Source organism: Sphingobium sp., from assembly GCF_003248505.1.
In the GTDB taxonomy this organism is placed as follows: domain Bacteria; phylum Pseudomonadota; class Alphaproteobacteria; order Sphingomonadales; family Sphingomonadaceae; genus Sphingobium.
On record NZ_QFOA01000003.1, the window covers coordinates 78,125 to 103,971 of the forward strand.

General features: G+C 68.3%; 25 protein-coding genes. 10 read left to right on the top strand and 15 right to left on the bottom strand.

The window, feature by feature from the left end; genetic code table 11:
* Nucleotides 1–21: 21 nt before the first annotated feature.
* Together DI606_RS02300 and gltX are read left to right on the top strand one after the other, a co-directional pair.
* On the top strand, nt 22–1,677 hold the full coding sequence (locus DI606_RS02300; protein ID WP_293979473.1) for an NAD+ synthase: 1,656 nt from the start codon (nt 22–24) through the stop codon (nt 1,675–1,677).
* The gene (gltX, locus tag DI606_RS02305; protein WP_293979475.1) at nt 1,674–3,002 is read left to right on the top strand and encodes a glutamate--tRNA ligase; all 1,329 of its coding nucleotides are present in this window, start codon (nt 1,674–1,676) and stop codon (nt 3,000–3,002) included. Before DI606_RS02300 ends, gltX begins: the two co-directional genes overlap by 4 nt.
* Here the strand turns inward: gltX and DI606_RS02310 are convergent.
* The 4 genes from DI606_RS02310 to hemC all read right to left on the bottom strand — a co-directional run bounded on the left by DI606_RS02310 (nt 2,999) and on the right by hemC (nt 6,372).
* Nucleotides 2,999–3,745 carry an alpha/beta hydrolase gene (locus DI606_RS02310; protein ID WP_293979477.1) on the bottom strand — a complete coding sequence of 249 codons (747 nt, stop codon included), beginning with the start codon at nt 3,743–3,745 and terminating at the stop codon, nt 2,999–3,001. The two genes, gltX and DI606_RS02310, sit on opposite strands and share 4 nt — an antisense overlap.
* 128 nt (nt 3,746–3,873) lie before the next feature.
* Nucleotides 3,874–4,770: a hypothetical protein gene (locus DI606_RS02315; protein ID WP_293979478.1), complete on the bottom strand. Its 897-nt coding sequence runs from the start codon at nt 4,768–4,770 to the stop codon at nt 3,874–3,876.
* A gap of 7 nt (nt 4,771–4,777) precedes the next feature.
* Nucleotides 4,778–5,449 carry a uroporphyrinogen-III synthase gene (locus tag DI606_RS02320; RefSeq protein WP_293979479.1) on the bottom strand — a complete coding sequence of 224 codons (672 nt, stop codon included), beginning with the start codon at nt 5,447–5,449 and terminating at the stop codon, nt 4,778–4,780.
* A complete protein-coding gene (gene hemC, locus DI606_RS02325) occupies nt 5,446–6,372 on the bottom strand; it encodes a hydroxymethylbilane synthase (protein WP_293979481.1) in 927 nt (308 codons plus the stop codon). Before hemC ends, DI606_RS02320 begins: the two co-directional genes overlap by 4 nt.
* Nucleotides 6,373–6,416: 44 nt before the next feature.
* On the opposite strand from hemC, the gene tsaD reads away from it, so the two are divergent.
* Genes tsaD through DI606_RS02340 form a run of 3 tightly spaced genes read left to right on the top strand, consistent with a single transcriptional unit; the run spans nt 6,417 to nt 9,988 of the window.
* Nucleotides 6,417–7,451 carry a tRNA (adenosine(37)-N6)-threonylcarbamoyltransferase complex transferase subunit TsaD gene (tsaD, locus tag DI606_RS02330; RefSeq protein ID WP_293979483.1) on the top strand — a complete coding sequence of 345 codons (1,035 nt, stop codon included), beginning with the start codon at nt 6,417–6,419 and terminating at the stop codon, nt 7,449–7,451.
* Nucleotides 7,448–8,419, top strand: coding sequence for an NAD(P)H-dependent glycerol-3-phosphate dehydrogenase (locus DI606_RS02335; protein ID WP_293979485.1), 972 nt, complete (start codon nt 7,448–7,450; stop codon nt 8,417–8,419). Before tsaD ends, DI606_RS02335 begins: the two co-directional genes overlap by 4 nt.
* 45 nt (nt 8,420–8,464) lie before the next feature.
* The gene (locus DI606_RS02340; RefSeq protein WP_293979487.1) at nt 8,465–9,988 is read left to right on the top strand and encodes a lipopolysaccharide biosynthesis protein; all 1,524 of its coding nucleotides are present in this window, start codon (nt 8,465–8,467) and stop codon (nt 9,986–9,988) included.
* Nucleotides 9,989–10,012: 24 nt separating this feature from the next.
* Here the strand turns inward: DI606_RS02340 and DI606_RS02345 are convergent, their stop codons facing one another.
* On the bottom strand, nt 10,013–11,014 hold the full coding sequence (locus tag DI606_RS02345; RefSeq protein WP_293979489.1) for an adenosine kinase: 1,002 nt from the start codon (nt 11,012–11,014) through the stop codon (nt 10,013–10,015).
* A 110-nt stretch (nt 11,015–11,124) separates the two neighbouring features.
* Between DI606_RS02345 and DI606_RS02350 the strand changes: the two genes are divergently transcribed.
* Nucleotides 11,125–11,784: an EI24 domain-containing protein gene (locus DI606_RS02350; RefSeq protein ID WP_293979491.1), complete on the top strand. Its 660-nt coding sequence runs from the start codon at nt 11,125–11,127 to the stop codon at nt 11,782–11,784.
* Entirely contained in the window at nt 11,781–12,146 is a 366-nt protein-coding gene (locus DI606_RS02355) for a hypothetical protein (protein ID WP_293979493.1), read from the top strand. Before DI606_RS02350 ends, DI606_RS02355 begins: the two co-directional genes overlap by 4 nt.
* On the opposite strand, the gene queG is transcribed toward DI606_RS02355, so the two are convergent.
* Entirely contained in the window at nt 12,134–13,174 is a 1,041-nt protein-coding gene (gene queG, locus DI606_RS02360; protein WP_293979596.1) for a tRNA epoxyqueuosine(34) reductase QueG, read from the bottom strand. The genes DI606_RS02355 and queG overlap by 13 nt on opposite strands.
* 43 nt (nt 13,175–13,217) lie before the next feature.
* Here queG and DI606_RS02365 point away from each other — a divergent pair, with 43 nt between their 5' ends.
* Genes DI606_RS02365 through msrB form a run of 3 tightly spaced genes read left to right on the top strand, consistent with a single transcriptional unit; the run spans nt 13,218 to nt 15,875 of the window.
* On the top strand, nt 13,218–14,192 hold the full coding sequence (locus DI606_RS02365; protein WP_293979495.1) for an ABC transporter ATP-binding protein: 975 nt from the start codon (nt 13,218–13,220) through the stop codon (nt 14,190–14,192).
* Complete coding sequence (locus DI606_RS02370; RefSeq protein WP_293979497.1) at nt 14,189–15,379, top strand: ABC transporter permease; 1,191 nt, start codon at nt 14,189–14,191, stop codon at nt 15,377–15,379. Before DI606_RS02365 ends, DI606_RS02370 begins: the two co-directional genes overlap by 4 nt.
* Nucleotides 15,380–15,398: 19 nt before the next feature.
* On the top strand, nt 15,399–15,875 hold the full coding sequence (msrB, locus tag DI606_RS02375; protein WP_293979499.1) for a peptide-methionine (R)-S-oxide reductase MsrB: 477 nt from the start codon (nt 15,399–15,401) through the stop codon (nt 15,873–15,875).
* On the opposite strand, the gene DI606_RS02380 is transcribed toward msrB, so the two are convergent.
* The 9 genes from DI606_RS02380 to DI606_RS02420 form a co-directional block, all read right to left on the bottom strand.
* The gene (locus DI606_RS02380; protein ID WP_293979500.1) at nt 15,862–17,619 is read right to left on the bottom strand and encodes a hypothetical protein; all 1,758 of its coding nucleotides are present in this window, start codon (nt 17,617–17,619) and stop codon (nt 15,862–15,864) included. The genes msrB and DI606_RS02380 overlap by 14 nt on opposite strands.
* Nucleotides 17,597–17,983, bottom strand: coding sequence for a GtrA family protein (locus tag DI606_RS02385; protein ID WP_293979502.1), 387 nt, complete (start codon nt 17,981–17,983; stop codon nt 17,597–17,599). The genes DI606_RS02380 and DI606_RS02385 overlap by 23 nt, the downstream gene beginning before the upstream one ends.
* Nucleotides 17,984–17,999: 16 nt before the next feature.
* On the bottom strand, nt 18,000–19,553 hold the full coding sequence (locus DI606_RS02390; RefSeq protein ID WP_293979503.1) for an NAD(P)/FAD-dependent oxidoreductase: 1,554 nt from the start codon (nt 19,551–19,553) through the stop codon (nt 18,000–18,002).
* Between the two features lie 160 nt (nt 19,554–19,713).
* Nucleotides 19,714–20,046, bottom strand: coding sequence for a UrcA family protein (locus tag DI606_RS02395; protein WP_293979504.1), 333 nt, complete (start codon nt 20,044–20,046; stop codon nt 19,714–19,716).
* 167 nt (nt 20,047–20,213) lie between these two features.
* The gene (gene purH / locus DI606_RS02400) at nt 20,214–21,803 is read right to left on the bottom strand and encodes a bifunctional phosphoribosylaminoimidazolecarboxamide formyltransferase/IMP cyclohydrolase (protein WP_293979505.1); all 1,590 of its coding nucleotides are present in this window, start codon (nt 21,801–21,803) and stop codon (nt 20,214–20,216) included.
* A gap of 14 nt (nt 21,804–21,817) precedes the next feature.
* On the bottom strand, nt 21,818–22,777 hold the full coding sequence (locus DI606_RS02405; protein WP_293979506.1) for a phosphatase PAP2 family protein: 960 nt from the start codon (nt 22,775–22,777) through the stop codon (nt 21,818–21,820).
* Nucleotides 22,778–22,830: 53 nt separating this feature from the next.
* Nucleotides 22,831–24,597: a heparinase II/III family protein gene (locus tag DI606_RS02410; RefSeq protein WP_293979507.1), complete on the bottom strand. Its 1,767-nt coding sequence runs from the start codon at nt 24,595–24,597 to the stop codon at nt 22,831–22,833.
* Nucleotides 24,594–25,256: a ribulose-phosphate 3-epimerase gene (rpe, locus tag DI606_RS02415; RefSeq protein WP_293979508.1), complete on the bottom strand. Its 663-nt coding sequence runs from the start codon at nt 25,254–25,256 to the stop codon at nt 24,594–24,596. Before rpe ends, DI606_RS02410 begins: the two co-directional genes overlap by 4 nt.
* Before the next feature lie 90 nt (nt 25,257–25,346).
* Entirely contained in the window at nt 25,347–25,835 is a 489-nt protein-coding gene (locus DI606_RS02420) for a diguanylate cyclase (protein ID WP_293979509.1), read from the bottom strand.
* Nucleotides 25,836–25,847: the final 12 nt, after the last annotated feature.

A 25,847-nucleotide genomic window follows, 5' to 3' on the forward strand; every position in this document is an offset into this window, starting at 1 on the left:
AAATCGACTAGGGCGCGGCCCATGACCGAAAAACTCGTGATCGCCCTGGCGCAGGCCACTCAAAGCGTGGGCGACCTTGCCGCCAATGCCGACGCGATGCTGGAATGGCGTGCGCGCGCGACCGGTGCGGACCTCATCGTCTTCCCCGAACTCCAGCTGATCGGCTATCCCCCTGAGGATCTGGTGCTCAAGCCCGCGCTGTTGGACCGCGCGAACGAGCAGCTGGACCGGCTGGCGCAGGCGACCGCGGACGGCGGCCCGGCGATGCTGGTGGGCACTGTCGTCGCGTCGCAGGGCGTGCTCTTCAACGTCGTCGCCCTGCTCGAGGGGGGGGCGGTCACCGCGATCCGCCAGAAGCGCGAGCTGCCCAATTACGGGACGTTCGACGAAAAGCGCCTCTTCGCCCCCGGCCCGCTGCCCGCGCCCATCCCGTTCAAAGGTGTCCAGATCGGTGTCCCCATCTGTGAGGACATCTGGTTCCCCTTCGTCACCGCGCATCTGAAAGCACAGGGCGCCGATATCCTCATCAGCCCCAACGGCAGCCCGTTCGAGGTGGACAAGGACGACCGCCGCATCAACGCCGTCGCCGGCACGCGGGTGCGCGAAACGGGGCTTCCGCTCGTCTATCTGAACCGCGTCGGCGGGCAGGACGAACTGGTGTTCGACGGGGCGTCGTTCGTCATGAACGGCGACCTCACGATCGCGCACCAGCTGCCCGACTGGGAAGAGGCGCTGGCATTCACGCACTGGGAAAGGCGGGACGGTCGCTGGACCTGCGTTCCGGGCGATCGCCATGCGCTCGACGATCGACCGGCCGACATCTACAACGCGATGGTGCTGGGCCTGCGCGACTATGTGAACCGCAACCGGTTCCCCGGCGTCGTGCTCGGCCTGTCGGGCGGCATCGATTCCGCCCTGTCCGCTGCGGTCGCTGTCGACGCGCTCGGGGCAGACCGCGTCTGGTGTGTCATGATGCCCTCGCGCTTCACCAGCCGGGAAAGCCTGGACGATGCGGTCGAATGTGCGCGGCTGCTGGGCGTGCGTTACGACAGCATCCCCATCGAACCGGCGGTCGGTGCGTTCGACGCGATGCTCGGCCCCGTGTTCGAAGGCCGCCAGCGCGATCTTGCCGAAGAGAATATCCAATCGCGCATTCGGGGCGTCACGCTGATGGCCCTGTCCAACAAGTTCGGCCATATGCTGCTCACCACCGGCAACAAGAGCGAGATGTCGGTCGGCTACGCCACCATCTACGGCGACATGGCGGGCGGCTATTCGGTGCTGAAGGACGCCTACAAGACCACCGTCTTCGACCTCAGCCGCTGGCGCAATACGGCCAGGCCCTCGCTCGGCCTCGGGCCGTCCGGCCCGGTGATGCCCGACCGCGTCATCACCAAGCCGCCCAGCGCCGAACTGCGCGACAACCAGCGCGACGACGACAGCCTGCCCCCCTATGAGGTGCTGGACCCCATCCTCTACGGCCTGGTCGAGGAGGAATTGTCGGTGGACCAGCTCGTCGCGCGCGGTTTCGACCGGGACACCGTCGCCCGGATCGAGCGCCTGCTGTACGTCGCGGAATATAAGCGCCGCCAGTCGCCCCCGGGCGTCAAGCTCGGCTCCCGCAATTTCGGGCGCGACCGCCGCTATCCCATCACCAATGCCTTCAGGACGACATGACAGTCACCACCCGCTTCGCTCCATCCCCGACCGGGCACCTGCATGTCGGCAACATCCGCGCCGCGCTTCACAACTGGCTGTGGGCGCGCAAGTCCGGCGGGCGGTTCCTGCTGCGGCTCGACGACACCGACCTCGAACGGTCGCGCCCGGAATATGCCGATGCGATCCGCGCCGACCTCCGATGGCTCGGCCTCGACTGGGACGGGGAGGAGAAACAGTCCGACCGCTTCGCCCTTTACGAAGATCGGTTTGCGGCGCTGAAGGCCGAGGGGCGGGTCTACCCCGCTTACGAAACCGCGCAGGAACTCGATCTGCGGCGCAAGGTGCTGCTCGGGCGCGGCCTGCCCCCGGTCTACGACCGCGCCGCCTTGTCGCTGACGCCTGCGCAGGTCGCAGCTTTCGAAGCGGAAGGGCGCGTCCCGCACTGGCGGTTCAAGCTCGATCATGACACGCCGATCGTCTGGACCGATCTCATCCGGGGGGAGCAGCGTTTCGACCCCCGATTGCTGTCCGATCCGGTCATCCGCCGGGCGGACGGATCGTGGCTCTACATGCTGCCGTCGGTCATCGACGATATCGCGATGGGCGTCAGCCATGTGCTGCGGGGGGAGGATCATGTTTCCAATACCGCGACGCAGATCCAGATGTTCGACGCGCTCGGCGCGCCGCTCCCGTCCTTCGCGCACGAAGCGCTTCTGACCGGCACGGAGGGCAAGCTTTCGAAGCGGCTGGGGTCGCTCGGCGTCGCCCATTTCCGCGATCGGGGGATCGAACCGGCGGCGCTCCTCTCCCTGCTCGCGCGCCTTGGGAGTTCGCAACCGGTCGAACCGTTCGTTGACGTGGCGCCCTTGATCAATTCGTTCGATTTCGCCCATTTCGGTCGTGCGCCCGCCCGCTTCGACGAAGTCGAACTGGCAACGCTCAATCAAAAGATCGTGCACCTTCTTCCCCACGAAGCGGTGGCGGATCGCTTGCCCCAGGGCATGGATGTCGCCGCTTGGGACGCCATCCGCCCCAATCTCGAAACGGTGGCGGGCGCGGCGGACTGGTGGCGCATCGTCACCGGACCTGTCGATGCGCCGGGACCGGACGCGGATGACCGGGATTATCTGGCGGCGGCGCACGCGATCCTGTCGGACGTCTCCTTCGATGCGGACATATGGCGCACGCTGACCGGCGTGCTCAAGGATCGGACCGGGCGCAAGGGCAAGGCGCTGTTTCTGCCGCTGCGCCGTGCGCTGACCGGGCTCGATCATGGGCCGGACATGGCGCTGCTCCTGCCGCTGATCGGGCGGGACGAAGCGTTGCGGCGCCTGTCGGTCTAGGCCATCGCTTCCAGCGCCTGGCCCACCGCCAATATGCCTTCGGGCGACGCGGCAAAGCCCATATGGGTGCAATCGACCTCGATCGCCTTGTCCCGCTCACCCGCACGACCCTTGGCGCATTCGGGCAGGATCACGCCGTCGCGCCGCGACCACAGCGCAACGGTGGGCACCGGGGGCTTTTCCTCGCGCGTGCAGGGGAAAGGCGGTCTGTCGACGGGAAAGCCCGACACCAGCTGATAAAGCCGCCAGGCGTGATTGGCGCGGGGATCGCCCGAAAAGGGGGTGCCCATCGTCACCACGCCGCCGACCTTTTCCGGCGAAAACTTGGCATATTCGCGCGCATAGAGCCCACCCAGGCTCCAACCCACCAGCGTCACGGGCGCGCTGCTTTGCTGCCGGATCGCGTCGACGCGCGCGTCGATCTTTTCCAGGCTGTCGGGACGCGGGCCGAAGTTCCGCCCCATGCCCCAGTCATGCGCGGCAAATCCTGCGGCGGTAAGGATATGCCGCATCCATTCCATCCGCTGTTCGGACGCCATCAGGCCGGGGATCAGTAGAACCTGCCGCCCGTCCCCGTCGATCCGGGAGGCCAGCGCCTCCGCCTGTGCGCGCGTACGAGCCAGGTCGAAGGGCAGGCTCAGATTGCCGAGCAGATGCTGCAACGTCGGCACCTGCGGCGGGCGTGGCCCGGTCGCAAGGCGATCCTTCCAGAAATGGCTGACATATTGAACGGCAGGCGGCACGGCGACGACAAATCCTCATGTCCCGTGCCACGGGCGACGGGGAAAGATGACATTGTCGTGACAAACGCACCCTGCGTCCATCGGTTTCGACGACCGCGACGAACGGTTCGTCGATTGTGACAGCGCTTTTAGGGCGCGAGCGGAGAGGTCTGCGCCACAGCCCCGCCCTCGGCGGTGCGAAGCTGGCGCGGTTCGAGGATCGCCGCCGTTTCGATGAGGTCGAGCGCGCGCCGCGCTTCCATGTAACGCCGTGCCGCCTGCATCCAACCGTCCGCGATACGGTTGCCGGGCATCTTCTGCACTTCCAACAGGGCGGCATTCACGCGCCCGCTGTCGATGTAGCGCAGCGCGCGCTCCATCGCGACTTCGGGCCGGGGGGAGGGCGTGGCCTCGCGGCGGATCGTCACCAGCTCACGCGCTTCGCGCGCCACCATGTCCCACCAGCTGGCGCCTGCCGGCGGCTTGGTCAGCCGGTCGGCAATGCCGTTCAGACCTGCGCGCAGGTCTATCAGTGTGATCGGCTCACGCGCGGCATTGATGATCGCGGCGACGGCGCGCGGCTGGGCCTGCCCGAAGCGCAGCCGCAACTGCCCCTCGACATAGCCGAGCGGCTGTCCGCTATCGAGCGCACGCCGCGCGGCGAACGCGACCAGCAGCCCTTCGGCGCGCGCGGCATTGCCCGACGCGGCCTGCGCCTCGACCACGATCCGGTTCAGCCGGTCCTCCAACTGCGCGATGCGCCCGTCCAGCATCTGTTCGGCCTGCGGAGAAAGGGGCGCTGCGGCGCTGCGGGCGGGCGCTGTCGCCGGGGCCGAAGCGGGCGCGCGGGCTACCCCGGTCTGCGGTTGTCCGCTCCGCTGTTTCTGCATGAAGGGCCATGCCCAGATGGTGCCGCCCACGCCCAGCGCGAAGGCGATAACGGCAAGGAGGATGACCGGCATTGCGCCTCGCCCGCGCTTCGGGCTGGGCGCTCCGGCGCCGCCAGCCCCCTCCTCCTCGCTCATTCCGACCCTTTCACCGCTCATGGCGCAGTCATTCGCACAATCGGCGGGCGAGGGCCAGCATATCGTCGTCGCGCGGCGACGCCGGGTGCGTGGCGCTGGCCCATCCCCTCCCGCAGGCGTGCGCCGCCGCGGCGCTGATGGCGACGACGTGCAACCCTGAGCGGGCGGTTCCGACCAACTGTTCCGCCAGCCGTTCGCCCGCACGCGGGGAATGGACCAGCAGTATCGATCCCGGCTCCGCGTCCGCCGCCAGCGCGGGGTCGTGCGGCAGCGCCGCCATGCTGTATACGGGAATGCGCGTCACCTGCAGCGGCCCTGCGTCCATGGCCGCGACCGTCGTGCCAGCCAGGTGCAGCACCCGCCTATGCCCATCCGCCGCGATGCGCCGTGCAATCGCACTGCCGTCACCTTCTCCGCACCCCACATCGGCAAAGCCCGCGTCGGCCATCGCCTGCGCCGTCGCGCTGCCCACCGCATAGGCCGGGATCGCGCGATACCGATCGATCCGCCCGCCTGCCAGTCGCACGCCGTTGGCGCTGGTGAACAGCAGCGCGTCGAAATCGCCGGGCGGCGGCGGGACCCACGCCACGGCCCGCGGCGCGAAGAGCGGATGCACCCGCACGTCCATGCCCATCCCCCGCGCCCTGTCCGCCGTGCGGGTGGCGGCAGGTTGGGGACGCAGAACGATGATGCGCCTCATCCCTCGAACAGTGCGCGCAGCGCCGGGCTCGCCCTGTCGAGCAGGGCGCGACCGACTTCTTTTGCCGCCGCCCGGTCGTCGCGGGACAGGCGGCATTCCTCGCGCACCGTTTCCGTGCCGTCCGGGCTGATGATCTCGGCGCGCAGGCGAACCGCCCCATGCTCGATCACGCCCAGCGCGGCGATCGGCGAATGGCATGTGCCGCCCAGCGCCTCCAGCACCGCGCGTTCGCTCATCACCGCGTCGAAGGTGTCGCCATCGTTGATCGCGGCCAGCGCTTCGAGCACCGCGTCATTGTCGTCCAGCGTCTCGACCCCGACCGCACCCTGCGACGGGGCGGGCAGCATCGTGTCGACCGGCAGCGCCGCGCCCACGCCCTGCTGCTCCAGCCGGTCGAGGCCAGCTGCCGCCAGCAATGTCGCATGAACCTCGCCCGCCGCCAGCTTGGACAGGCGCGTCGCCACATTGCCGCGGAACAGCGTGATCGTGGCATCGGGCCGCAGCCGCCTCACCTGTGCCGACCGGCGCGGCGAGCTGGTGCCGATCAGCGGCTGGTCGGGCAGCGCCTCGAAACTCTCCGCCCCGATCAGCCGGTCGCGCACGTCCGCGCGGGGCAGCATCGCGGCGATGCGGAATTCGTCCGGACGGATCGTCTCGACATCCTTCATGCTGTGCACGGCAAAGTCGATCGCGCCCGACACCAGCGCCCGGTCCAGTTCCTTGGTCCACAGCGCCTTGCCGCCGATGTCGGCAAGCGCGCGGTCTTGAATGCGGTCGCCGCTGGTCTGCACGGTAACGATCTCGATCGCCTCTTCGCCCCAACCGTGCGCGGCCATCAGCGCCCGTGCGGTCATATGCGCCTGCGCCAGCGCCAGCGGCGATCCCCTGGTGCCCAGGCGCAACGGTCTGTCTGTCAAAAACATATCCGGCTTGCTCTACTGTCCGGCGGCATTAGATGGAAGCGGCAATGACCATCATCCTGGGCCTGGAATCGAGCTGCGACGAAACCGCCGCCGCGCTGGTGAGCGCGGACGGTCGCATTCTCGCGCACCGCCTCGCCACGCAGGAGGAAGCGCACCGGCCCTATGGCGGCGTGGTGCCCGAAATCGCCGCCCGCGCCCATGTCGAGATGCTGACTCCGCTGGTCGAGGCGGCGCTCGCCGACGCGAAAATGACGCTGGCGGACGTGGACGTGATCGCCGCGACGGCGGGACCGGGCCTCATCGGCGGCGTGATGGTCGGCCTCGTCACGGGAAAGGCGCTGGCCCACGCGGCTGGCAAGCCATTGATCGCGGTCAATCATCTGGAAGGGCACGCCCTCTCGCCCCGCCTTGCCGACCGCGACCTGCGCTTTCCCTATCTGCTGCTTCTGGTGTCGGGCGGCCATTGCCAGTTGCTGCTGGTCAAGGGGCCGGGCGATTATGCGCGCCTTGCCACCACCATCGACGATGCGGCGGGCGAAGCGTTCGACAAGACCGCCAAGCTGCTCGGCCTCGGCTATCCCGGCGGGCCGCTGGTGGAACAGGCGGCGGCGCGGGGCAATGCTGCCGCCGTGCCGCTTCCCCGCCCGCTGGTCGGTACGCCCGAGCCGCATTTCTCCTTCGCGGGGCTCAAGAGCGCGGTCATGCGCGCTGCCCAGTCGGGCCGGTATCGCACGGACGATATCGCCGCATCCTTTCAGCAGGCGGTGATCGACTGCCTGATCGACCGCACCCGTCGCGCGCTGGATCGGTGCGACGGCATCGCGGCACTGGTCGTCGCCGGGGGCGTCGCGGCCAACGGCCCGATCCGCGCCGCGCTCGAAACGCTTGCCGCATCGCGCGACCTGCCCTTCGTCGCGCCGCCGCTCTGGCTTTGTACCGACAATGCCGCCATGATCGCCTGGGCGGGGGCCGAGCGTTATGCCGTGGGACTGGTCGACGACCTGACGGTCCCGGCAAGGCCGCGCTGGCCGCTCGATCCGACGGCGGAAAAGGCGCGGGGAGCGGGGGTCAAGGCATGAAGGCGGGAATCATCGGGGCAGGCGCGTGGGGCACCGCGCTGGCGCAGCTCATGGCGGCGGATGGACAGGACGTGGCCCTGTGGGCGCTGGAGCCGGACGTGGTGGACGCGATCAACATGCGTCGCGAAAATCCGCTTTATCTGCCCGGCATCGCCCTGGCAGCCGGCATCCGCGCCAGCAGCGCGATGGCAGACCTTGCCGATTGCGACCTGCTGCTCGTCGTCAGCCCGGCGCAGCATCTGCGCTCCGTCGTGGCGCAGGCTCCGGCAGGCGTGCCGCTCGTCCTGTGTTCCAAAGGGATAGAGGCGGGCACAGGCCTTCTCATGTCGCAGGTCGCGCAGCACGCGCAGCCGTCCTCGCCCATCGCCGTTCTTTCCGGCCCCACTTTCGCGCATGAGGTGGCAAAAGGGCTGCCGACCGCGATCACGCTGGCCTGCGAGGACAAGGATCTGGGGCAGCGGCTCGCGACGCGGATCGCCCGTGCCTCCTTCCGCCCCTATGTGTCCGACGATGTGATCGGCGCGGAGATCGGCGGCGCGGTCAAGAACGTGCTCGCCATCGCCTGCGGCGTTGCGGAGGGGGCGGGCCTTGGCCTCAACGCCCGCGCCGCGCTCATTTCGCGCGGCTTTGCCGAAATGACGCGCTTCGGCCTTGCGCGCGGGGCGCGGGCGGAAACGCTGGGCGGCCTTTCGGGGCTGGGCGATCTCGTCCTCACCTGCTCGTCTACCAATTCGCGCAACTTTTCGCTCGGCAAGGGGCTGGGCGAGGGGCAGAGCGCCGCCGACCTGCTCGCCAATCGCCGCACCGTGGCCGAAGGCGCGCATACAGCGCCGGTGCTGCGCGACGCGGCGCGCGCCGTCGGCGTCGAAATGCCGGTGGTGGAAGCGGTCTGTGCATTGCTGGCCGACGCCGCGCCGCTGGGGCACGTGATCGACGCGCTCCTCGCGCGTCCGCTGCGCCCCGAATAACCCGTCGCGCATTAGCCCGAAACTCCCTACAAGCCGTCCGCAGCGATGACCCAGGCCCAGCCTCCCCTCACGGCGACGGATCGCACCCTTCCTGACGACAGGGACGATATCGCCGCACTGGCGAAGGGCGGGCGCACGAATATCTTCGGTTTCCTGCTTCGGCTGGCGGCGCGGCTGCCCTTCCTGTTCATTGCCGGGCGCTGGTACGGCGCGGATGCGCTCGGGCGGTTCGCCTATGCGGTGCTGGTGGTCGAATTCGTCGCGCAGATCGCGACGCTCGGCCTCAAGCGCGGCCTTGCCGGCGCGCTCGCGCAGACGGAGCGGCCCCATGCCCATGTCGTCACCGACGCCATGGCGGTAACTTTGTTTGCCGCCGTGCTGGGGGCCGCGATCCTCGTCGCCTTCCCCCAGGCGATGTTCCCCAACAGCACGATCAACGGCCTTGACCGGCTGCTGGCGCTGACCGTGATCGCGGTCGCGGGATCGGACGTCGCACTTGCGGCCTGCGCCTACCGGTTCGACGTCGGCGCGACCGTGCGCGCCCGCGCGATCATCGAACCGTGGGCGATCAGCATCGGTGCCTTCGCCTTCGCCTTCTATTCCAAGCGCGACGGCCTCATCCTGTCCTATGCCGTATCGATGATCGCGGCGCTCGTCGCCTCGCTGCTTCCGCTGGCGCGCCATTATGGCGTGCCGCGCGGCTGGCGGCCCGATCCCCTGCGATTGTGGCGGCTTGCCCGGCGCAACTTTCCGCTCGCGGCGGCGGACGGCGTGGAGTGGGGATCGCGGCGGCTCGACATGGCTATCCTCGGCCTGTTCGTCAGTCCGGCGGTCATCGGCATCTATTATGTCGCGCAACAGGTCGCGTCCCTGCCGCAAAAGCTCAAGACCAGTTTCGACCCCATCCTCGGTCCGGTCATCACCCGCAACCTTGCGGAAAACAATCTGGGGGCGATCGCGCGGCAGGTCAGCCAGGTCGGCTTCTGGATCATCGCGGCGCAGGCGGGCATCGCGCTCGCGCTCGGCATTCCGGGCGAAGCGGTAATGGGTCTGGTGGGGCCGCATTTCGTCGGCGGCACAGGCGCGCTCGCTTTCCTGCTGCTCGCCGAAGTCGTCGCCGCGACGGCGGTGGTCAGCGAATCGGCGCTCGTCTACATCGCGCGCCACCGCAATCTCATGATCTCGCTGGTCATGATCGGATTGCAGGCCGCTTTCAGCTTCATCCTGATCCTTCTCGCCCGGCACATGGGGTTGCCCGTGATGTGGATCGCGGCGGCGCCCGCGCTGGCGCTGTGCCTGGCGCTCGGCGTCAGCGCGCTGGTGAAAGCGCGGCTGCTCTCACGCCTGCTCGACGCGCCGATCAACGCATGGCGCTGGCCGCTGCTGATCGCGGCGGGTGTCGCCTGCGTCGTGGGGGCGGCGTTCGTGTCGGTGCCGCCGCGCTACGAATGGGTGGAGCTGGTGTTCGGGGTCTGGGCGATCCTGGGCGCCTATGGCATCGTCATCTGGCGCTGGGGCTTTGGCCCGGAGGATCGGACGCTGTTCCGCAAGCAGAAGGCGGCGGACTGACCCGCCGCCTTCCGTTCAGTGTCGTCAGGCGAACAGGCGGTCGCGGATCACCACCAGATCGTCTTCGGGCCGCGCGCCCCAATGCGCGATCACTTCCGCCGCCGCCGCCGCGCCCAGCGCCAGGCAATCCTCGACCGAACGCCCTTCGATATGCGCGGCGAGGAACCCGGCGGCGAACAGGTCGCCTGCCCCTGTCGTGTCGACGATCTGGCTGACCGGCGCGGCGGGCGCTTCATACCGCACGCCATCGACGATCGCCACCGCGCCCCGTTCGCCCCGCGTCGACACCAGCACCGGCACCTTGCCGGCAAAGCGCGACAGCGCGCCGTCGAAATCCTCGACCTCCGCCAGCGAACGGATCTCACCTTCGTTGGAAAAGAGGATGTCGATCAGCCCCTGTTCGATCAGGTCGATGAAATCGGCGCGATGCCGGTCGATCACGAAATTGTCGGACAGGGTGAAGGCGACCTTGCGCCCCGCGTCCCGCGCCGCGTCGATGGCGGCGCGCATCGCCGCGCGCGGCTGTTCGGGGTCCCACAGATACCCTTCCAGGTAGAGGATGCCCGCAGACCGGATCATGTCGAGGTCGAGCGCGTCTTCGGGCAGGAATTGCGACGCGCCGAGGAACGTGTTCATCGTCCGCTGCGCGTCGGGTGTCACCAGGATCAGGCAGCGGGCGGTCGGCACATCGCCCTGCACCGCAGGCGTGTCGAACCGGATGCCGAGCGCGCGCACGTCATGCGCGAATACCGCGCCCAGCTGGTCGTCGTTCACTTGTCCGATGAAACCGCACGCCTTGCCCAGCGCAGCCAGCCCGGCCAGCGTGTTCGCCGCCGATCCGCCGCTGATCTCCTTCGCCTGGGGCATGTCGGCATACAGCGTTTCGGCCATTTCCGCGTCGATCAACTGCATGCCCCCCTTGGTGAGCGCATGTTCGGCGAGGAACGCGTCGTCGCTGCGGGCGAGGACATCGACGATGGCATTGCCGATGGCGACGACGTCGAGGGTAGGGGCGGAAGCGGTCACGCGAGGTCCTTCGGAAAAGGGAGAAAAATTTCGCTGTCTCTACCGACGGGGGCGGACCGGCGCAACGCCGCTGATTGACGGGGGCGGCAGGCGGGGGGATAGGATGGGTCATGGTCCTCCACGCTGCCTTGCGCGCCGTCCCCTCGATCTTCCAGGCGGCGGCCCTGCGCCTGCTGGGCAAGACGCTGTTGCTGACGCTGCTGCTCTTCGCAGCGCTAGCGGGCGGATTGTGGGCGGTTGTCCATGGCCTGCGCCTCTGGCTCGGCTGGGGCGGCGGGAGCGCGGCGGAAGCGACCGCCACGGCGCTGGCGCTGGTCGCGGCGGGGTGGCTGCTGTTCCGCGCGACGGCGATGGCGGTGATGAGCCTGTTCGCGGACGACATCGTCGAGGCTGTGGAGCGCGCCGATTACCCGCATGTCGCCGCGCGGCCTGTCGGATGGGGGCGCAGCGTGCGGCTCGCGCTGGCATCGCTGCGCCGGACCGTCGGCTGGAACCTGCTGGCGCTGCCCGCCTATCTCGTGCTGCTGGTGACGGGGATCGGTACGGTCGGGCTGTTCCTCGCCCTCAACGCCTACCTGCTCGGGCGCGACATGGCCGATCTGGTCGAACCGCGCCATCCCGCGCTGGCGCCGGTTTCCCGCACCGGCCGGTGGCTCATGGGGCTCGTCTCGGCGCTTCTGTTCCTCGTTCCGCTGGTCAACCTGCTTGCGCCCGTCTTCAGCGCGGCTATGGCGGTGCACATGCTGCTCGGGCGAAAGACACGGCCATGATCCCATCCCGCCTCGCTCCCATCCTGCTGCTCGCGCCTCTTGCGGCCTGCGGCGGCGTGGTGCCTGCCACCGGCTATACGCCCCCGCCCGCCGGTCCGCCCGCCAGCGCGTTCCTGAAACAGGGGCCGCTCATGGGGTCGGACGCGAAGGCGCTGACCCGCCTGTTCGGACAGCCCCGCCTCGACATTCGCGAAACGACCGTACGCAAGCTGCAATTCGCGAACGGGCGCTGCGTGCTCGACGCCTATCTCTACGCGCCCGCGCAGGGGCGGGAGCCGGTGGTGACGCATGTCGACGCGCGCACGCCTGCCGGGGCCGATGTCGATCCCGCAGGGTGTGCGACCGCGCTTCAGGCGAAATAGCCCGCGCCCGCCAGCTGCTCCACCGCCCATCGCGCCGCTTCCGCCACCACCGGATCGGCGTCGTCCAACAAAGCCTCAAGGCGTGGGATCAGCCCCGCGTCGCCGCTGTTGCCCGCCGCGATGGCGGCATTGCGCACCATGCGGTTGCGCCCGATCCGCTTGATCGGCGATCCGGCGAAAATCTCCCGGAACGCCGCGTCGTCAAGGTCGAGCAGGTCGGCGATGGCGGGCGCGGCCAGTTCCGCACGCCCGACGAATGCCCTGTTCGCCGCCGCATGGTCCGCGAACTTGTTCCACGGGCACACCGCCAGGCAATCGTCGCAGCCGTAGACGCGATTGCCGATCCCTGCGCGCAGGTCGTGCGGGATCGGCCCCTTATGTTCGATGGTGAGGTAGGAGATGCAGCGCCGCGCATCGACCACATAGGGCGCGGGAAAGGCGTCGGTCGGGCAGGCGGCCTGGCAGGCGGTACAACTGCCGCAATGGTCGCGTTCCGGGCCGTCGGGTTCCAGGACGATTTCGGTATAGATCGCCCCCAGGAACAGCCAGCTGCCATGGTCCCGGCTAACGAGGTTGCTGTGCTTGCCCTGCCAGCCAAGGCCCGCACCCTGCGCCAGCGGCTTTTCCATGACGGGGGCTGTGTCCACGAACACCTTGAGGCTGCCCGCCTGCTGCTCCACCAGCCAGCGGGCAAGCGCCTTCAGCGCCTTCTTGACCACATCGTGATAATCCTTTCCCTGCGCATACACCGATACCCGCGCACGGTCGGGCACGTGGGCGAGCGCCAGCGGATCGCGCCTAGGGGCATAGCTCATGCCCAGCATCACGACGCTGCGCACGTCGGGCCACAGCCCCTTGGGCGAACCGCGCTGCTCCGCCCGGTCCTCCATCCACAGCATGTCGCCATGATGCCCTGCGTCCAGCCACGCGCGCAGCCGCTGCCCGGCGCCCGGCGCGGCGTCGGCGGTCGCGATCCGGCACGCGGCGAAGCCCAAGCGCGCTGCCTCGCTTTTCAGCCGCTGTTCCAATGTTTCTATAGGCACGGGCACGGGTCCAGCTTATCAGGGCGGAATGATCGGCGACACACCGGCCCCTGCGGCAGCTCCCTACCCCGGAAACGCGGTCGAAGGCCATGGCCTTGTCAAGATTTTCAGCGGCTTCCGTGCGGTGGACGGTATCGACATCGCGGTGCCCGCCGGCACCATCTACGGCATTCTCGGCCCCAATGGCGCGGGCAAGACCACGCTGCTGCGCACGCTGCTCGGCATCGTCGATCCCGACGAGGGCCACCGCACCCTGCTGGGCGCGGACCAGCCGCTGCGCATGGCGCCGCAGGTCGGCTATCTGCCGGAGGAGCGGGGCCTCTACCCCTCGATGAAGGCGTTCGAGGCGATCGCCTTCATGGGCGCGCTGCGCGGCCTGCCGCTGGCCGAGGGGCGCAGGCGGGCGAAGGCGATGCTGGAGACGCACGGCATGGGCGCATCCGTCGAAAAACCGGTTCGCCAACTGTCCAAGGGGATGGCGCAGACCGTGCAGCTGTTCGGCACCATCGTCCACGAACCCCGCCTCATCGTACTGGACGAACCCTTTTCCGGTCTCGACGCCATCAACCAGGAAAAGCTGGAGGCGCTGATTCGCGAACAGGCCAGGCGCGGCGTCACCATCCTTTTTTCCACGCATGTCATCGCCCATGCCGAACGTTTATGCGAACGCATCGCCATCGTCGCGGGCGGGCGCATCCGGTTCGAGGGCACGCCCGCGCAGGCGCGCGACCGTCTGCGTCCGCAGGTGCGGCTGCGCACCCACGCCGTCGACGGCGCATGGCGGCGCGCCCTGCCGTCCGACACCGTGGCGCAGGACGGTGCATGGCATTTCACGCTCCCTGACGGGGGGATAGAGCCGCTGCTGCGGGCGCTGATCGACAATTCGGCCGGGATCGAAAGCCTGTCGATCGAACGGCCCGGGCTGCATGACGCCTTCGTCGCCATCGCCGGTCCCGACGCTGCGCGGGCGATGGATGCCCGCCCGCAGGAGGACGCCGCATGAGCGCATTGTGGCGCGCCGCCCTCGTCATCGCCCGGCGGGATTTCACCGCCGTCGTGTTCTCCCGCACGTTCCTCTTCTTCTTGCTCGGCCCTCTGCTGCCGATCCTCATCGGTTTCGCCTTCGGCGGCCTCGGCGACAAGATCAGCAGCACCGACCTTCGCCCCGTGATAAGCGTCGCCATGTCGGCGCGGGACAATGCCGCGATCGGTCGCGCCCATACGCGTCTCGTCGAACGCATGGGCGACAAGGCGATTGCCCGCGTCCGCCTGATCGCTCCCACCGACGATCCGCGCGGCCTGCTCGCCCGGCCCGGCAACGGGGCCGTGGCGGTGCTCACCGGCACTTTGTCCCGCCCCCGGCTGACGGGCAAGGCGGAGGATCTCGACCGGCTGCAAGGCGATGTGAGCCTGCTTTCCACCGCCGCCCTGGCCGAGCGGACGCTGCGCTTCGTCGCGGTCGAGCGGCAGGAAGTCGCCACCAGCCTCGGCGCGCAGGCGCAGGGCCGACTGCTCGTCGGTCGCGTGGCGCAGGTCATCATGTTCTTCCTCACCATCCTGCTGGCGGGCATGATCCTGTCCAATCTGGTGGAGGAAAAGACGAACAAGATCATCGAGATTCTCGCCGCCGCCGTGCCGATCGACGCGATCTTCCTCGGCAAGCTGATGGCGATGCTGGCGATGAGCTTCGTGGGCATCGCCTTTTGGGGCGGCACGGCCTTCGCCGTCTTCGCAGCGCTCGGCGGCCAGCCTTCGGCCCTGCCTGCGCCCGCAGTCGGCTGGCCCGCGTTCCTTCTCCTCGCCATCCTCTATTTCGCGATGGCCTACACGCTTTTGGGGTCGCTGTTCCTCGGCATCGGAGCCCAGGCGGCAACGGTGCGCGAAGTGCAGACGCTCAACATGCCGATCACCATGGGGCAGATGCTGATCTTCTTGTTCGCCAGCTATGCGGTGGAACATCCCGGATCGACGGCGGAGGTCGCCGCCTGCATCTTCCCGTGGAGTTCGCCCTTCGCCATGATCGTGCGCGCGGCGCAGGACGCCGCGCTCTGGCCGCACCTTCTCGCGCTGCTATGGCAGGCGTTATTCGTCGGCTTCATCATCCGCGTCGGCGTCGTCCTATTCCGCCGGCATGTGATGCAGTCGGGCGGGCGTTGGTGGACGAATCTGTTCAGGCCCGCGACAGGCTGAACGGCGTAGGAGCCCTATCATGAACCGGCGGCATTTTCTTGGCGGGCTTGCAAGCGGCGCGGGCGCGCTTGCGCTCTGGCAGTTCCTGCCCGGCGAGGCGGAAGCCGCCTATCCCTACACTCTCACCGACGCGCAATGGCGCAAGAAGCTCAGCCCCTGGGCCTATAAGGTGTTGCGGCAGCAGGCGACCGAATATCCCGACAGCAGCCCGCTCAACCGGGAGCATCGCAAGGGCGTCTTTTCCTGCGCGGGCTGCGCGCAGAAGCTGTTCGGCTCGACAACCAAGTTCGACAGCGGCACCGGCTGGCCCAGCTTCTGGGCGCCGCTGCCCAGGGCGGTCGCGACGAGTCGCGACCTGGACCTCGGCTATGCCCGTACCGAGGTGCATTGCGCGCGCTGTGGCGGGCATCTGGGTCATGTCTTTGATGACGGCCCGAAGCCCACCGGCAAGCGTTATTGCATGAACGGTGTCGCCATGGCTTTCACTCCCGCCTGATACGGTAGAGCCGCAGGGGAGCCTTCACCGGCACCGGCTCCAGCCAGCCGGGCACGACGCCCCGTTCCAGCATCGCCGCCAGCCCGCGTGGATTGTCCTTCGCGTAAATCCTGTTCTCGTTAAGGCCCTCGCACCCCACGACATAGGCGGCGCTCGTCCGGCCGATGACCGCACGGGCGGCGTCCGGCGCATCGACGAACCCGTCGATCACCGCCGTGATGCCCACCGCGTTGCGGTGATGCGCCGTGCCGATGACATTGTGGTGCGTCTGCACGAGGATATCCGGCCCCATGTCGATGGGCGCGAACAGCGTTGCGGGCGGTAGCGCCCTGAGCGGTGCCAGCACCTGCGCCGCGCGGCAGTTGACCGCAGGCCGCTCGGCCCCATCGTCCTTCGACGCCAGCGCCGCCCAGGCCGAACACAGCCCCACCGGGGTCAGCATGACCAGCGCCACCGATCCCAGCACACGCACGGTCGCCCGACTGTCCGCTTGCGCCCGGCGAAATGCGGCAAGGATCGCCCAGGCGATGCCGGGCAGTGCGAAGACATGCGCGACCGACAAGGCGCGCATCACCATCACCGACACCGCCGCCGCCCCCGCCAGCAGCGCGGCGGTCACCAGCCAGCGCGCCCGCTCGCCTCCCCGCGCGCAGCGGGCCGCCGCCAGCGTGGCTGCCATGCCGACCAGCGCGGGCAGCAGGATCAGGCCCTGCAATGCGCGGGTCTGTTCCCAGATCGGGCGACCCTCCATCACCTGGAGATACCATAAACGATAGGCGACCGGGCCGAGCGCGGCGAAGGGATCGCCGGTGACGCACGGCCCGCCCGTGATCGCGAAGAGCGCGACCGCAACGCCCCCGCCGAGCATCGCGATCGCCAGGCGACGCGTGGCGCTGCCCAGCCCGACGATCCGGGCCGCCACCGGAACCGCGACCGCCATCGCGGCCAGCGGCCAGACATAGGCGTAGGACAGGGCATCGCAAAAGCGGATCAGCGCTGCCCCCGGTCCCCGCAGCAGGACGAGCAGCGGCAGCGCGCATCCCCCGAGCGTCGCGGCATAGGCGACGAAGCGTTTCGATTCGTCCCGGTCGATCCAGTGGCGCAGCGCGAACAGCGCGCCCAGCAACGCCGCATAGGGCAGCGCCTCGCTCGAAATCTGGAGCCAGACCGCCAGTGCGATCCCGGCGACCATCCCGCCGCGCCCCGTGCGTGCGTCCAGCGCGCCTGCCAGCGCGACCGCCGCCAGCATGATCTGCCACCCATGATGGTCGATGCGCAGCGGCGTGAACTGGACGAGGATGGTCGGCGTCACGCACAGCAGCAGGACAGCGCCCAGCGCTACCTGCGCTCCCGCCAGCCGGCGCGCCGCGACGAAGATCGCCGTGGCCAGCCCGCCCAGCAGCAACAGCGGCGTTGCGATCATCGCGACCAGTTCCGCCCCGGTCGCACCCATAAGCGGGCGCAGCATCAGGATGATTGCGGCGATGGGCATGTCGACGATGCGGCTCCAGTGCATCGGGCCGCCGATGGGCGGGTTCACCCGATGCTGGCTCACGTCCCAGAACGCCTGCCCCGCCAGCCAGTCGCGCACCTGCGCCAGCCGCATCGCATCGTCCGGATCCTTGAAGCCGAACGTTGGATATGCGCCCCGGAACAGCCACAGCATCGCCGCGCAGCACAGCAGCCACGCGATCAGCGCGCGCGGGGCGGCGGTCCGCACGTCAGGCGCGCGCAAAGACGCCATAGCGGCGGATCGCATAGACGGCGAGGAAGCTCACCGGCACCGCCAGCGCCTTGGCCGTGGCGGGCGGCAGGCCGATGGCGGTGAGGCCGCCGACAAGGACGGTGGTGACCGCCAGCCCGGCGAGCGCACTCAGCGCGAACCCCGCGCATTGGGCGGGCGACGCGTCGGCATCGCGGAGGAATACGAAGCGGACGCTCAGCAGCCAATGGACCAGCAGGCCGGCGCAATAGCCGCCCGCCGCCGCGCCCATCGGCCACAGCCCCGCGCGGGACATGGCCATGAAGACCAGAAAATCGCACGCGAGTGCGCAGACGCTCGCCAGCAGATAGCGGGCGAAGGTCATCCGCATCAGGACGATCGCCATCGCCTTCGCCATGGGATCAGGCGGCCCGAAGCCGCTCGGGCACGGCGCGCACGCTGCCGAGCGCGGCCTGCGCATCGGCGTCGGCACTTTGTCCGCCGATCTGCCCTTCGTCGCCCGCTTCATGATATTCGGCATCTTCGTTGACCTGCCACACGTCATGGATGCGCGCGCCCGCGACGATGTTCCGGACGGTCAGCATCGCCGTCATCATCGCATGATCCTGGTTGTTGTACCGGTGCATCCCGTTCCGCCCCACCATGTGCAGCGTCGGATAGCGTGCTTCCAGCTCGGTGCGCATCGCCAGCACGTTGGCGGCATAGGCGTCGTCATAGACGGGGTAGGCCTTTTCCTGCCGCACCACAGCGCCGCCCACGACATCGTCGGGTCGGCACAGGCCGAGGATCGCCATTTCCTTCGTCGCGAGCGCGATCAGGTCGTCGTCGGCAGAGGCCCACAGTCCGTCGCCCTCGAAACAGAAATATTCGAGGCCGACGCAGGCGAGGCTCGGGTCGGGCACCATTTCGGGCGACCAGCTGCGGAAATTCTGGATACGGCCGACCTGCACCTTGGAATCGTGAATGTAGATCCAGTTGTCGGGAAAGATGTCTTCGCCCTTCACCATCAGCGCGACGGTCAGGAAATCACGATATTTAAGGTCCATCGCCGCAGGGAGCGACGCGGGCAGGGGATGGATGCGCGCCGCAAGCTCACGCATGGGCGCCGAGGAAATGACATGCGCGGCGTCGATCGCGACGTCGCCGTCCGGCCCCTGCGCCACCAGTCGCCACCGTCCGTTCGCGCGATCCTCTTCCAGCCGCTTGAAGCTGTGCCCCATCAGCACCCGGTTGCCGCCCGCCACCACATGATCGCGCGCCGCGTCCCACATCATGCCGGGGCCGAGGCGGGGATAGCGGAAGGTTTCCAGCAGCGTCTTGGTCGCCATGCCGTCATTGGGCTTTTTGTTCAGGCCAAGGCTGCGCTTGAGGCCGTCGGTGACCGCGCCCCACAGCGAAAGCCCCTTGATCCGCTGCGCCGCCCAGTCCGCCGACATTTCGTCGCATGGCATCCCCCATACCTTTTCGGTGTAGGTCTTGAAGAAGATCGAGAACAGCCGGTGGCCGAACGCATTCACCGTCCAGTCCTGGAACGAGCGGACATGGCGGTTGGGAAAGAGTTTCGCCTTGGCAAAGCTCGCCATGCACAGCGTCGAACGCCACAGACCGAGGTTCCACAACGCCTCGAACGCGCGCAGCGGATAGCTGTAGAATTTGCCCTCGTAATAGATGCGGCTCATGCGCGGACGCTGGATGAAGTCGTGCGGCAGGATCTCGTTCCACAGGTCCACGACCTGCTGCGATTTGGAAAAGAACCGGTGCCCGCCGATGTCGAACCGGAATCCGTCCCGTTCCACCGTGCGGCTGATCCCACCGACATAGGTCGGATCCTTTTCGATCACGGTGACCGACAGCCCCTGCTTGGTCAGCAGATAGGCGGCGGTCAGTCCCGCCGGTCCCGCGCCGATGATGGCGACATCCACGGCGGCATCCACAGGGCGTTCGGTGCGCGGCATCACAGACGGGTCCTCGGGCTTGTCCTTCATGTCTGCCGGAGTGAAGGAAATCCTCTAAGGACTGGTTAATGGCCGGTAAGGATGATGCCGTCGGCAAAACGCCAAAGGGCCGCCCCGACGATGCGGGACGGCCCTTGATCCACCGCGTGACGCGGGGGTGTCAGCCCATGCGCTGCGCGAGCGTGTTGAGATCGTTGCGCGCGCTGTCGATCGCGCTGCCGTAACAGGTACGATAATCCTCGGTCACCGGCATGATCGACCCGCTCATGTAACCGCACACCTGCTTGGACGCACGGATCAGGCGATAGTCGGCGCGGCGCAGGTCGGACCGATTCGCAAGGTTGAGGTCGGTCAGCGACACCGTCATCGACCGCGTCTGCGATCCGGTGCTGCCATCGACGATCACGTCCATGTCGGTGCTGCCCGCGCTCGCGACGCCGGGAAGGGAAAGGGCGAGGGTGGCGGCCAGCGCCGCCAGCATCTTGTTGGTCATCCAAGGTCTCCTGTCGAACGAAGTTCGCCCCACGTCTGACATGGAAGCAGGGTCGCGCTCTAAATAAGTGCACGCCCCGTGCTTGAAAAGAGGCCACTTGGCGGAAAATGGCTGATTTCCGCGCTTTTTGCGAATGCGAAGATCAGCCGGGCAGGCAGATCAACGACTTAGTGCCGGAAATGCCGCATCCCGGTGAAGACCATGGCCAGCCCCGCCTCGTCCGCCGCCGCGATCACTTCGTCGTCGCGAATCGAACCGCCCGGCTGGATCACGGCCGTCGCACCGGCCTCGACCGCCGCCAGCAATCCGTCGGCAAAGGGGAAGAAGGCGTCGGACGCGACCGCCGAACCGACCGTGCGCGGCGTGTCCCAGCCCGCCTTTTCCGCTGCGTCCTTCGCCTTCCACGCGGCGATGCGCGCCGATTCGAGGCGGTTCATCTGGCCCGCGCCCACCCCTGCGGTGCTGCCGTCACGGGCATAGACGATGGCGTTCGACTTCACATGCTTCGCCACCGTCCAGGCGAACAGGCAATCCTTCACCTCCTGCTCGGTCGGCTGGCGCTGCGTCACGACCTTGAGCTGGTCGCGCGTCACCCGTCCGTTGTCGCGGCTCTGCACCAGCATTCCGCCCGCGATGCTCTTCATCTGAAGGCCCGGACGCGCCGGATCGGGCAGGTCGCCGGTCAGCAGCAGGCGCAGATTCTTCTTTTTCGCAAAGATCGCCCTTGCATCCTCGTCCGCGTCGGGCGCGGCGACCACTTCGGTGAAGATGCCGCTGATCGCTTCGGCGGTCGGCCCGTCGAGCGGGCGGTTGACCGCGATGATGCCGCCGAACGCGGACACGCTATCGCAGGCAAGCGCAGCCTCATAGGCTTCGATCAGCGTCTCGCCGGTCGCCACGCCGCACGGGTTGGCGTGCTTGACGATCACCACGGTGGGCGGCCCGTCGCGAAACTCGCTCACCAGCTCCAGCGCGGCGTCCGCGTCGTTGTAGTTATTGTAGGACAGTTCCTTGCCCTGCACCTGCCGCGCCTGCGCGATGCCGTTGGCGGACGGCCCGGTCGGCAGGTAGAGTGCGGCGGACTGGTGCGGGTTTTCGCCGTAGCGCAGGGTCGCGCCCAGCCGGTTCGATACCGACAGGCTTTCGGGGAACGTCACGCCCTGATCGGCGAAGGCGAACCAGCTGGCGATCGTCGCATCGTAGGCGGCGGTCGCGGCATAGGCCTTGGCCGCGAGCATCCGGCGGAAGTCATAGCTGGTCGCGCCGCCCTTCTCGCCCATCTCCGCGATCAGGCGGGCATAGTCGGCGGGATCGGTCAGGATCGCCACGCTTTCGTGATTCTTGGCGGCGGAGCGGACCATCGACGGGCCGCCGATATCGATATTCTCGATGATCTCCTCGCGCTCGGCGCCCTTGGCGACCGTCGCGGCGAAGGGATAGAGGTTGACGACGACAAGGTCGATCGCGCCGATCCGATGTTCGTCCATCGACGCCACATGCTCGGCATTGTTCCGCACGGCGAGCAGGCCGCCATGCACCTTGGGGTGCAGCGTCTTGACCCGCCCGTCCATCATTTCGGGGAAACCGGTGAGGTCCGAAATGTCCATGACGACAAGCCCCGCCTCGCGCAGCGCCTTCGCCGTGCCGCCGGTCGACACCAGTTCCACCCCATGCGCGCCGAGCGCCTTGCCCAATTCCACCAGCCCCGTCTTGTCGGACACGGACAGAAGGGCGCGCTTGATGGTCACGTCGGTCATGGAAAGGCTTTCTCTTAGGGCACGGACAGGACGGCGTTGCGCGGTCCCTTAAGCGTCCCTTCGGGAAAAATACAGCCCCGCGTGCACCAGGCGACCCCGGCCCACAACACCACGCCCGCGATCAGGTCGACGACATAATGCCCGCCGATGCCGATGGTGGACAGGGTGACGACTGCGCACCACAGCAGCGCTGCCTGAAACGGCCATCCCGTTCCGCGCAGGGCGAATGGGACGATCAGTGCCAGGATCATGTGAAAGGACGGCATCGTGACGATGCCGCTGAACCGAGCCATGTCGAGCGAGGGTGCGTCGCCGGACCGGTAATAGGCGACGGCAGCGAGGTGGTAGTTTCCGCTGCCGGGGGGCAATCCCTTCGTTCCGTCGACGGCATGATACACCATGCTGCCAATGGCGGGCCAGAAAACCGATGCCGCCGCCGCCGCCAGAATGCACGCGCTAAAGGCCGCCGCCAGTTCCCATGCGCGCTCCGCCCGCTGGGTTAGAGACAGCGCCAGCGCCAGCAGAAAGGCAGCTGGAAAGCTGCTGACATAGGCCGCTGCCAGCCAGTTGCCCCAGACTGGACTCAGGGCCAGCTTCAGGGCAAGGCGAGGCGTGCCGAACCCCATGGCCCGGTCGGCGGCTGCAAGACTCTCGTCAACGTAAGGAAAGCGCAGGCGCAATCCTGCATGGCTGATCACCGCCGCCAGCATGCAGGCGAGGATCATCATCGCCATAAGGCCGGTCGCGTCGACGACACGGGGATCGGGCCGCCAGCGCGCATAGACGATGTGGGCTGCCAACAGCAGGATGGCGGGCAGGCCGACCGGCAGGAAACTCTGGGCGACGGTACGCATGCCGCTGGCGAGGACGACCGTCACCGCGCCCGGCACGCTGAGCGCGACCGCGATCCAGCCGATGCGCCGTGCGGGACCGGAAAACGGGGAATTGGATGGCGAGGGATGGCTACCGGGCATGGCTGCGAACCCTAGCGACCAACCGTTAACCGACCGTCACGACCAGTCTGCCCTCAACCCATCCGCTTGAACAACCAGCCGATATTGGACCCGCCCGGCAGCGCCTCGGCGCTCACCACCAGCTGGCGCGTGGGATGCGGTCGTCCGTCGCCGTCGACCCACAGGCCTTCCTCGACGGCGAGCATGCCTGCCCCGGTGCGGAACTGCCACATCGTGCCGCTGTCGATGCGCAGCACCGCGCCCTGGCTGTCGGCGGTCAGCGTGGGTTCGACGCCGGGCGCGAGATGGAAGCGCAGCTGCACCGGCTGGCGCACCGGCTTGCGGCGGCGTTCGGCGGGCGTCAGCATATCCTCGCCCCGCACCTCGCGCCCGTCGCCGCTCACCATCAGCAGCCGGCGGTGGACATAGCCCAGCCGCCGGACATAGCCGTCATGGCTGATGTCGATGCGGCTGCCATTGTCCATTTCCTGCCGGGTCAGTTCGACCTCGGTCACGCCCTTGCCCAGCGTTCCGTCGGGCTGCAGCGCGGTCGAATTGCTATCGTTGAGCACCAGCGTGCTGTGCGCTGCCGTGGTGCGCAACCCCTGCGCCAGGTCGCGCGGCACCCATGCGCCTTCCAGCGCCGCGCCCCCGCAATTGACGATCAGGCGTTGCGGCCCGTCGCTGATCTCGATCGCGCCGGTGGACGCGCAGCCAGCCGCCGCCAGATGCGCGACCGGCGGCGGCGCGGCATCGACCTGCACGACGGTCGCGCCCGCCGCGATCCGCTGATACCCCCAGTCGCGCGCCTGCCGCAGCGGGCGGGCGCGCACCCTGCTCGCCTCCACCACCGCGCGCACGGTGTCGGGGGCAATCGCGCCCGCACCCTGCCAGTTGCCAAGGCCGCCGTCGCCATGAGCAAGGCCCAGCAGCGCGGGAACCGCGCGCGCCAGCGCGTCGCCGATGCAGGGCGGGGGCGTTTCCCGCCGCACCTGATACACCGCCTGCACCATGGTCAGCAGCATCACCGCTTCCATCTGCGCCAGCGGCGATCGCGACACGATGCCGCCATCGCCATGGAAGCCGCTGTCGATTGCGCGCTTCATCCCCGCTTCGCCGAAGACGCGCCGCGCTTCGCCGCCGGGGATCAGCAGCGCGGCGGCCAGAATGCCGCCCCACGCGGCAAGGCGCGGCAGGCCCATCGGCCCCTTGTCGGCACTGCGGTCGAGATGCCGGGCGGTGCGCGCGATGCAGTTCAGCACCAGAGATCGATAGACAAGGTCGCTCGAAGACAGGATCAGCGGCGCGTGCGCGGTCCAGAACAGCAGCCGCCATCCTGCATTGTCGGCGCGCCATGCCGGTTCGCTCGGCGTTTCGGCGTGCGCCTCCAGCCATTTGCGCATGATGCTTTCGGCAATCGGCGCGCCCTGTTCCCGGCTGGCGCTCGCGGCCAGATCGCGCAGCCAGCGGAAGCTGTGCAGATAGTCGGCAAAGGGAGAAGGCAGATCGAGCCGCGCGAAGTCGAGCGAGGCGATAATCTGCTTCTGCCCCCGGAACAGCAGGTAGCCCGCCCGCAACGCCGCGCCCGCCCGCGCGTCCCCGGGCACCGCGTCGTCAGGCACGGCGAGCAGCTTCAGCGGATATTTGCCCTTAAGCCGCCGCCCGTGGATCGGCGTCTTCCAGCTGAGCAAGTAGAATTGGTTGGCGATCCGCTGCGCCAGCGACAGCCCCTTGTCATCCGCGACGCGGATGAGCCGCTTGCCCTGCTCGATGCCGTCCTCTTCCGGCTCGGCGGCAGGGCTCTGGCCCTTGCGGGCGGGGAGGCGGCGCGCCTCGTTCACCCGCCCCGCAGCGCCCGGATATTGTCGGCATAGGCGCCCGGCCCGCCACGGAAGGTCGCCGTGCCGGCGACCAGCACGTCCGCGCCCGCCGCAATCGCCTGCGGCGCGGTCGAAAGATCGATGCCGCCGTCCACCTGAAGGCGGATGTCACGGCCCGACTTCTCGATCATCTTGCGGATCGCCTCGATCTTGCGCAACTGGTTGGGGATGAAGCTCTGCCCGCCGAACCCGGGATTGACGCTCATGACCAGGATCAGGTCGACGTCGTCGATCAGATAATCCAACATCTTGGCCGGGGTGCCGGGGTTCAGCACCACGCCTGCCTTCACGCCCAGCGACTTGATGTGCTGGACGGTGCGGTGGATATGCGGCCCCGCTTCGGGATGGACGGTGACGATGTCGGCGCCCGCGTTCACGAAGGCGTCGATATAAAGGTCCACCGGAGAGATCATGAGGTGCACGTCGAACGGCTTTTGCGTGTGCGGGCGCAGCGCCTTCACCACCGCCGGGCCGATGGTGATGTTGGGCACGAAATGCCCGTCCATCACGTCGATATGCACCCAGTCGCAACCGGCTTCGTCGATGGCGCGGACTTCCTCGCCCAGCCGTGCGAAATCGGCGGAGAGGATGGATGGGGAAATGAGGACAGGACAGGTCATGTGACCGTTCGCCTTAGTGCCCGTCCGGGCAGAGGGCAACGAGGATTTTCGGCGATCCGAACGTGGGCGGCCCGCGCCTGCCCAACCTGTTCAAAGCATGACGAAAATGGCCGGCGCCAGCCCGCGCGAAGGTGCGGCGTCGCGGGGCAGGAGCTGCTTTGCCCCGTGCAGTGCGATCACGTCTCCCTGCGCGTCCAGCACGGGCGCTGCGACAAGGCGCATCGCGCAGCGCCCGCCGTCCGCCCGGTCGATGTCGACGTCCAGCGTGAAGCCGCGCTTGTGGCCGATCGCATAGGCACGCAGCCGCTCCATGGCATCGCGCGAATCCGGGGTATAGAGCGCGGCCGCCCGGCATCGGTCGACCGGCGATCCGCGTTCCAGCCCGAACAGGTCGTAAACCCCCACGCTCCAGCTCAATCGGTTGTCGGCAAGGTCGCACCGCCACAGGCCCAGCCCGCGTTCCGCCAGCGCCTCCTCATGCTCCGCTGCATCCGGGTCGAGCGCGGCGGTCGAAAGATGCGCGCGCAGATCGAACAGCGGCCAGCTATGGTGCAGCGGTAGCGGTTCGACCGGACGCATGAGAACCCCTTT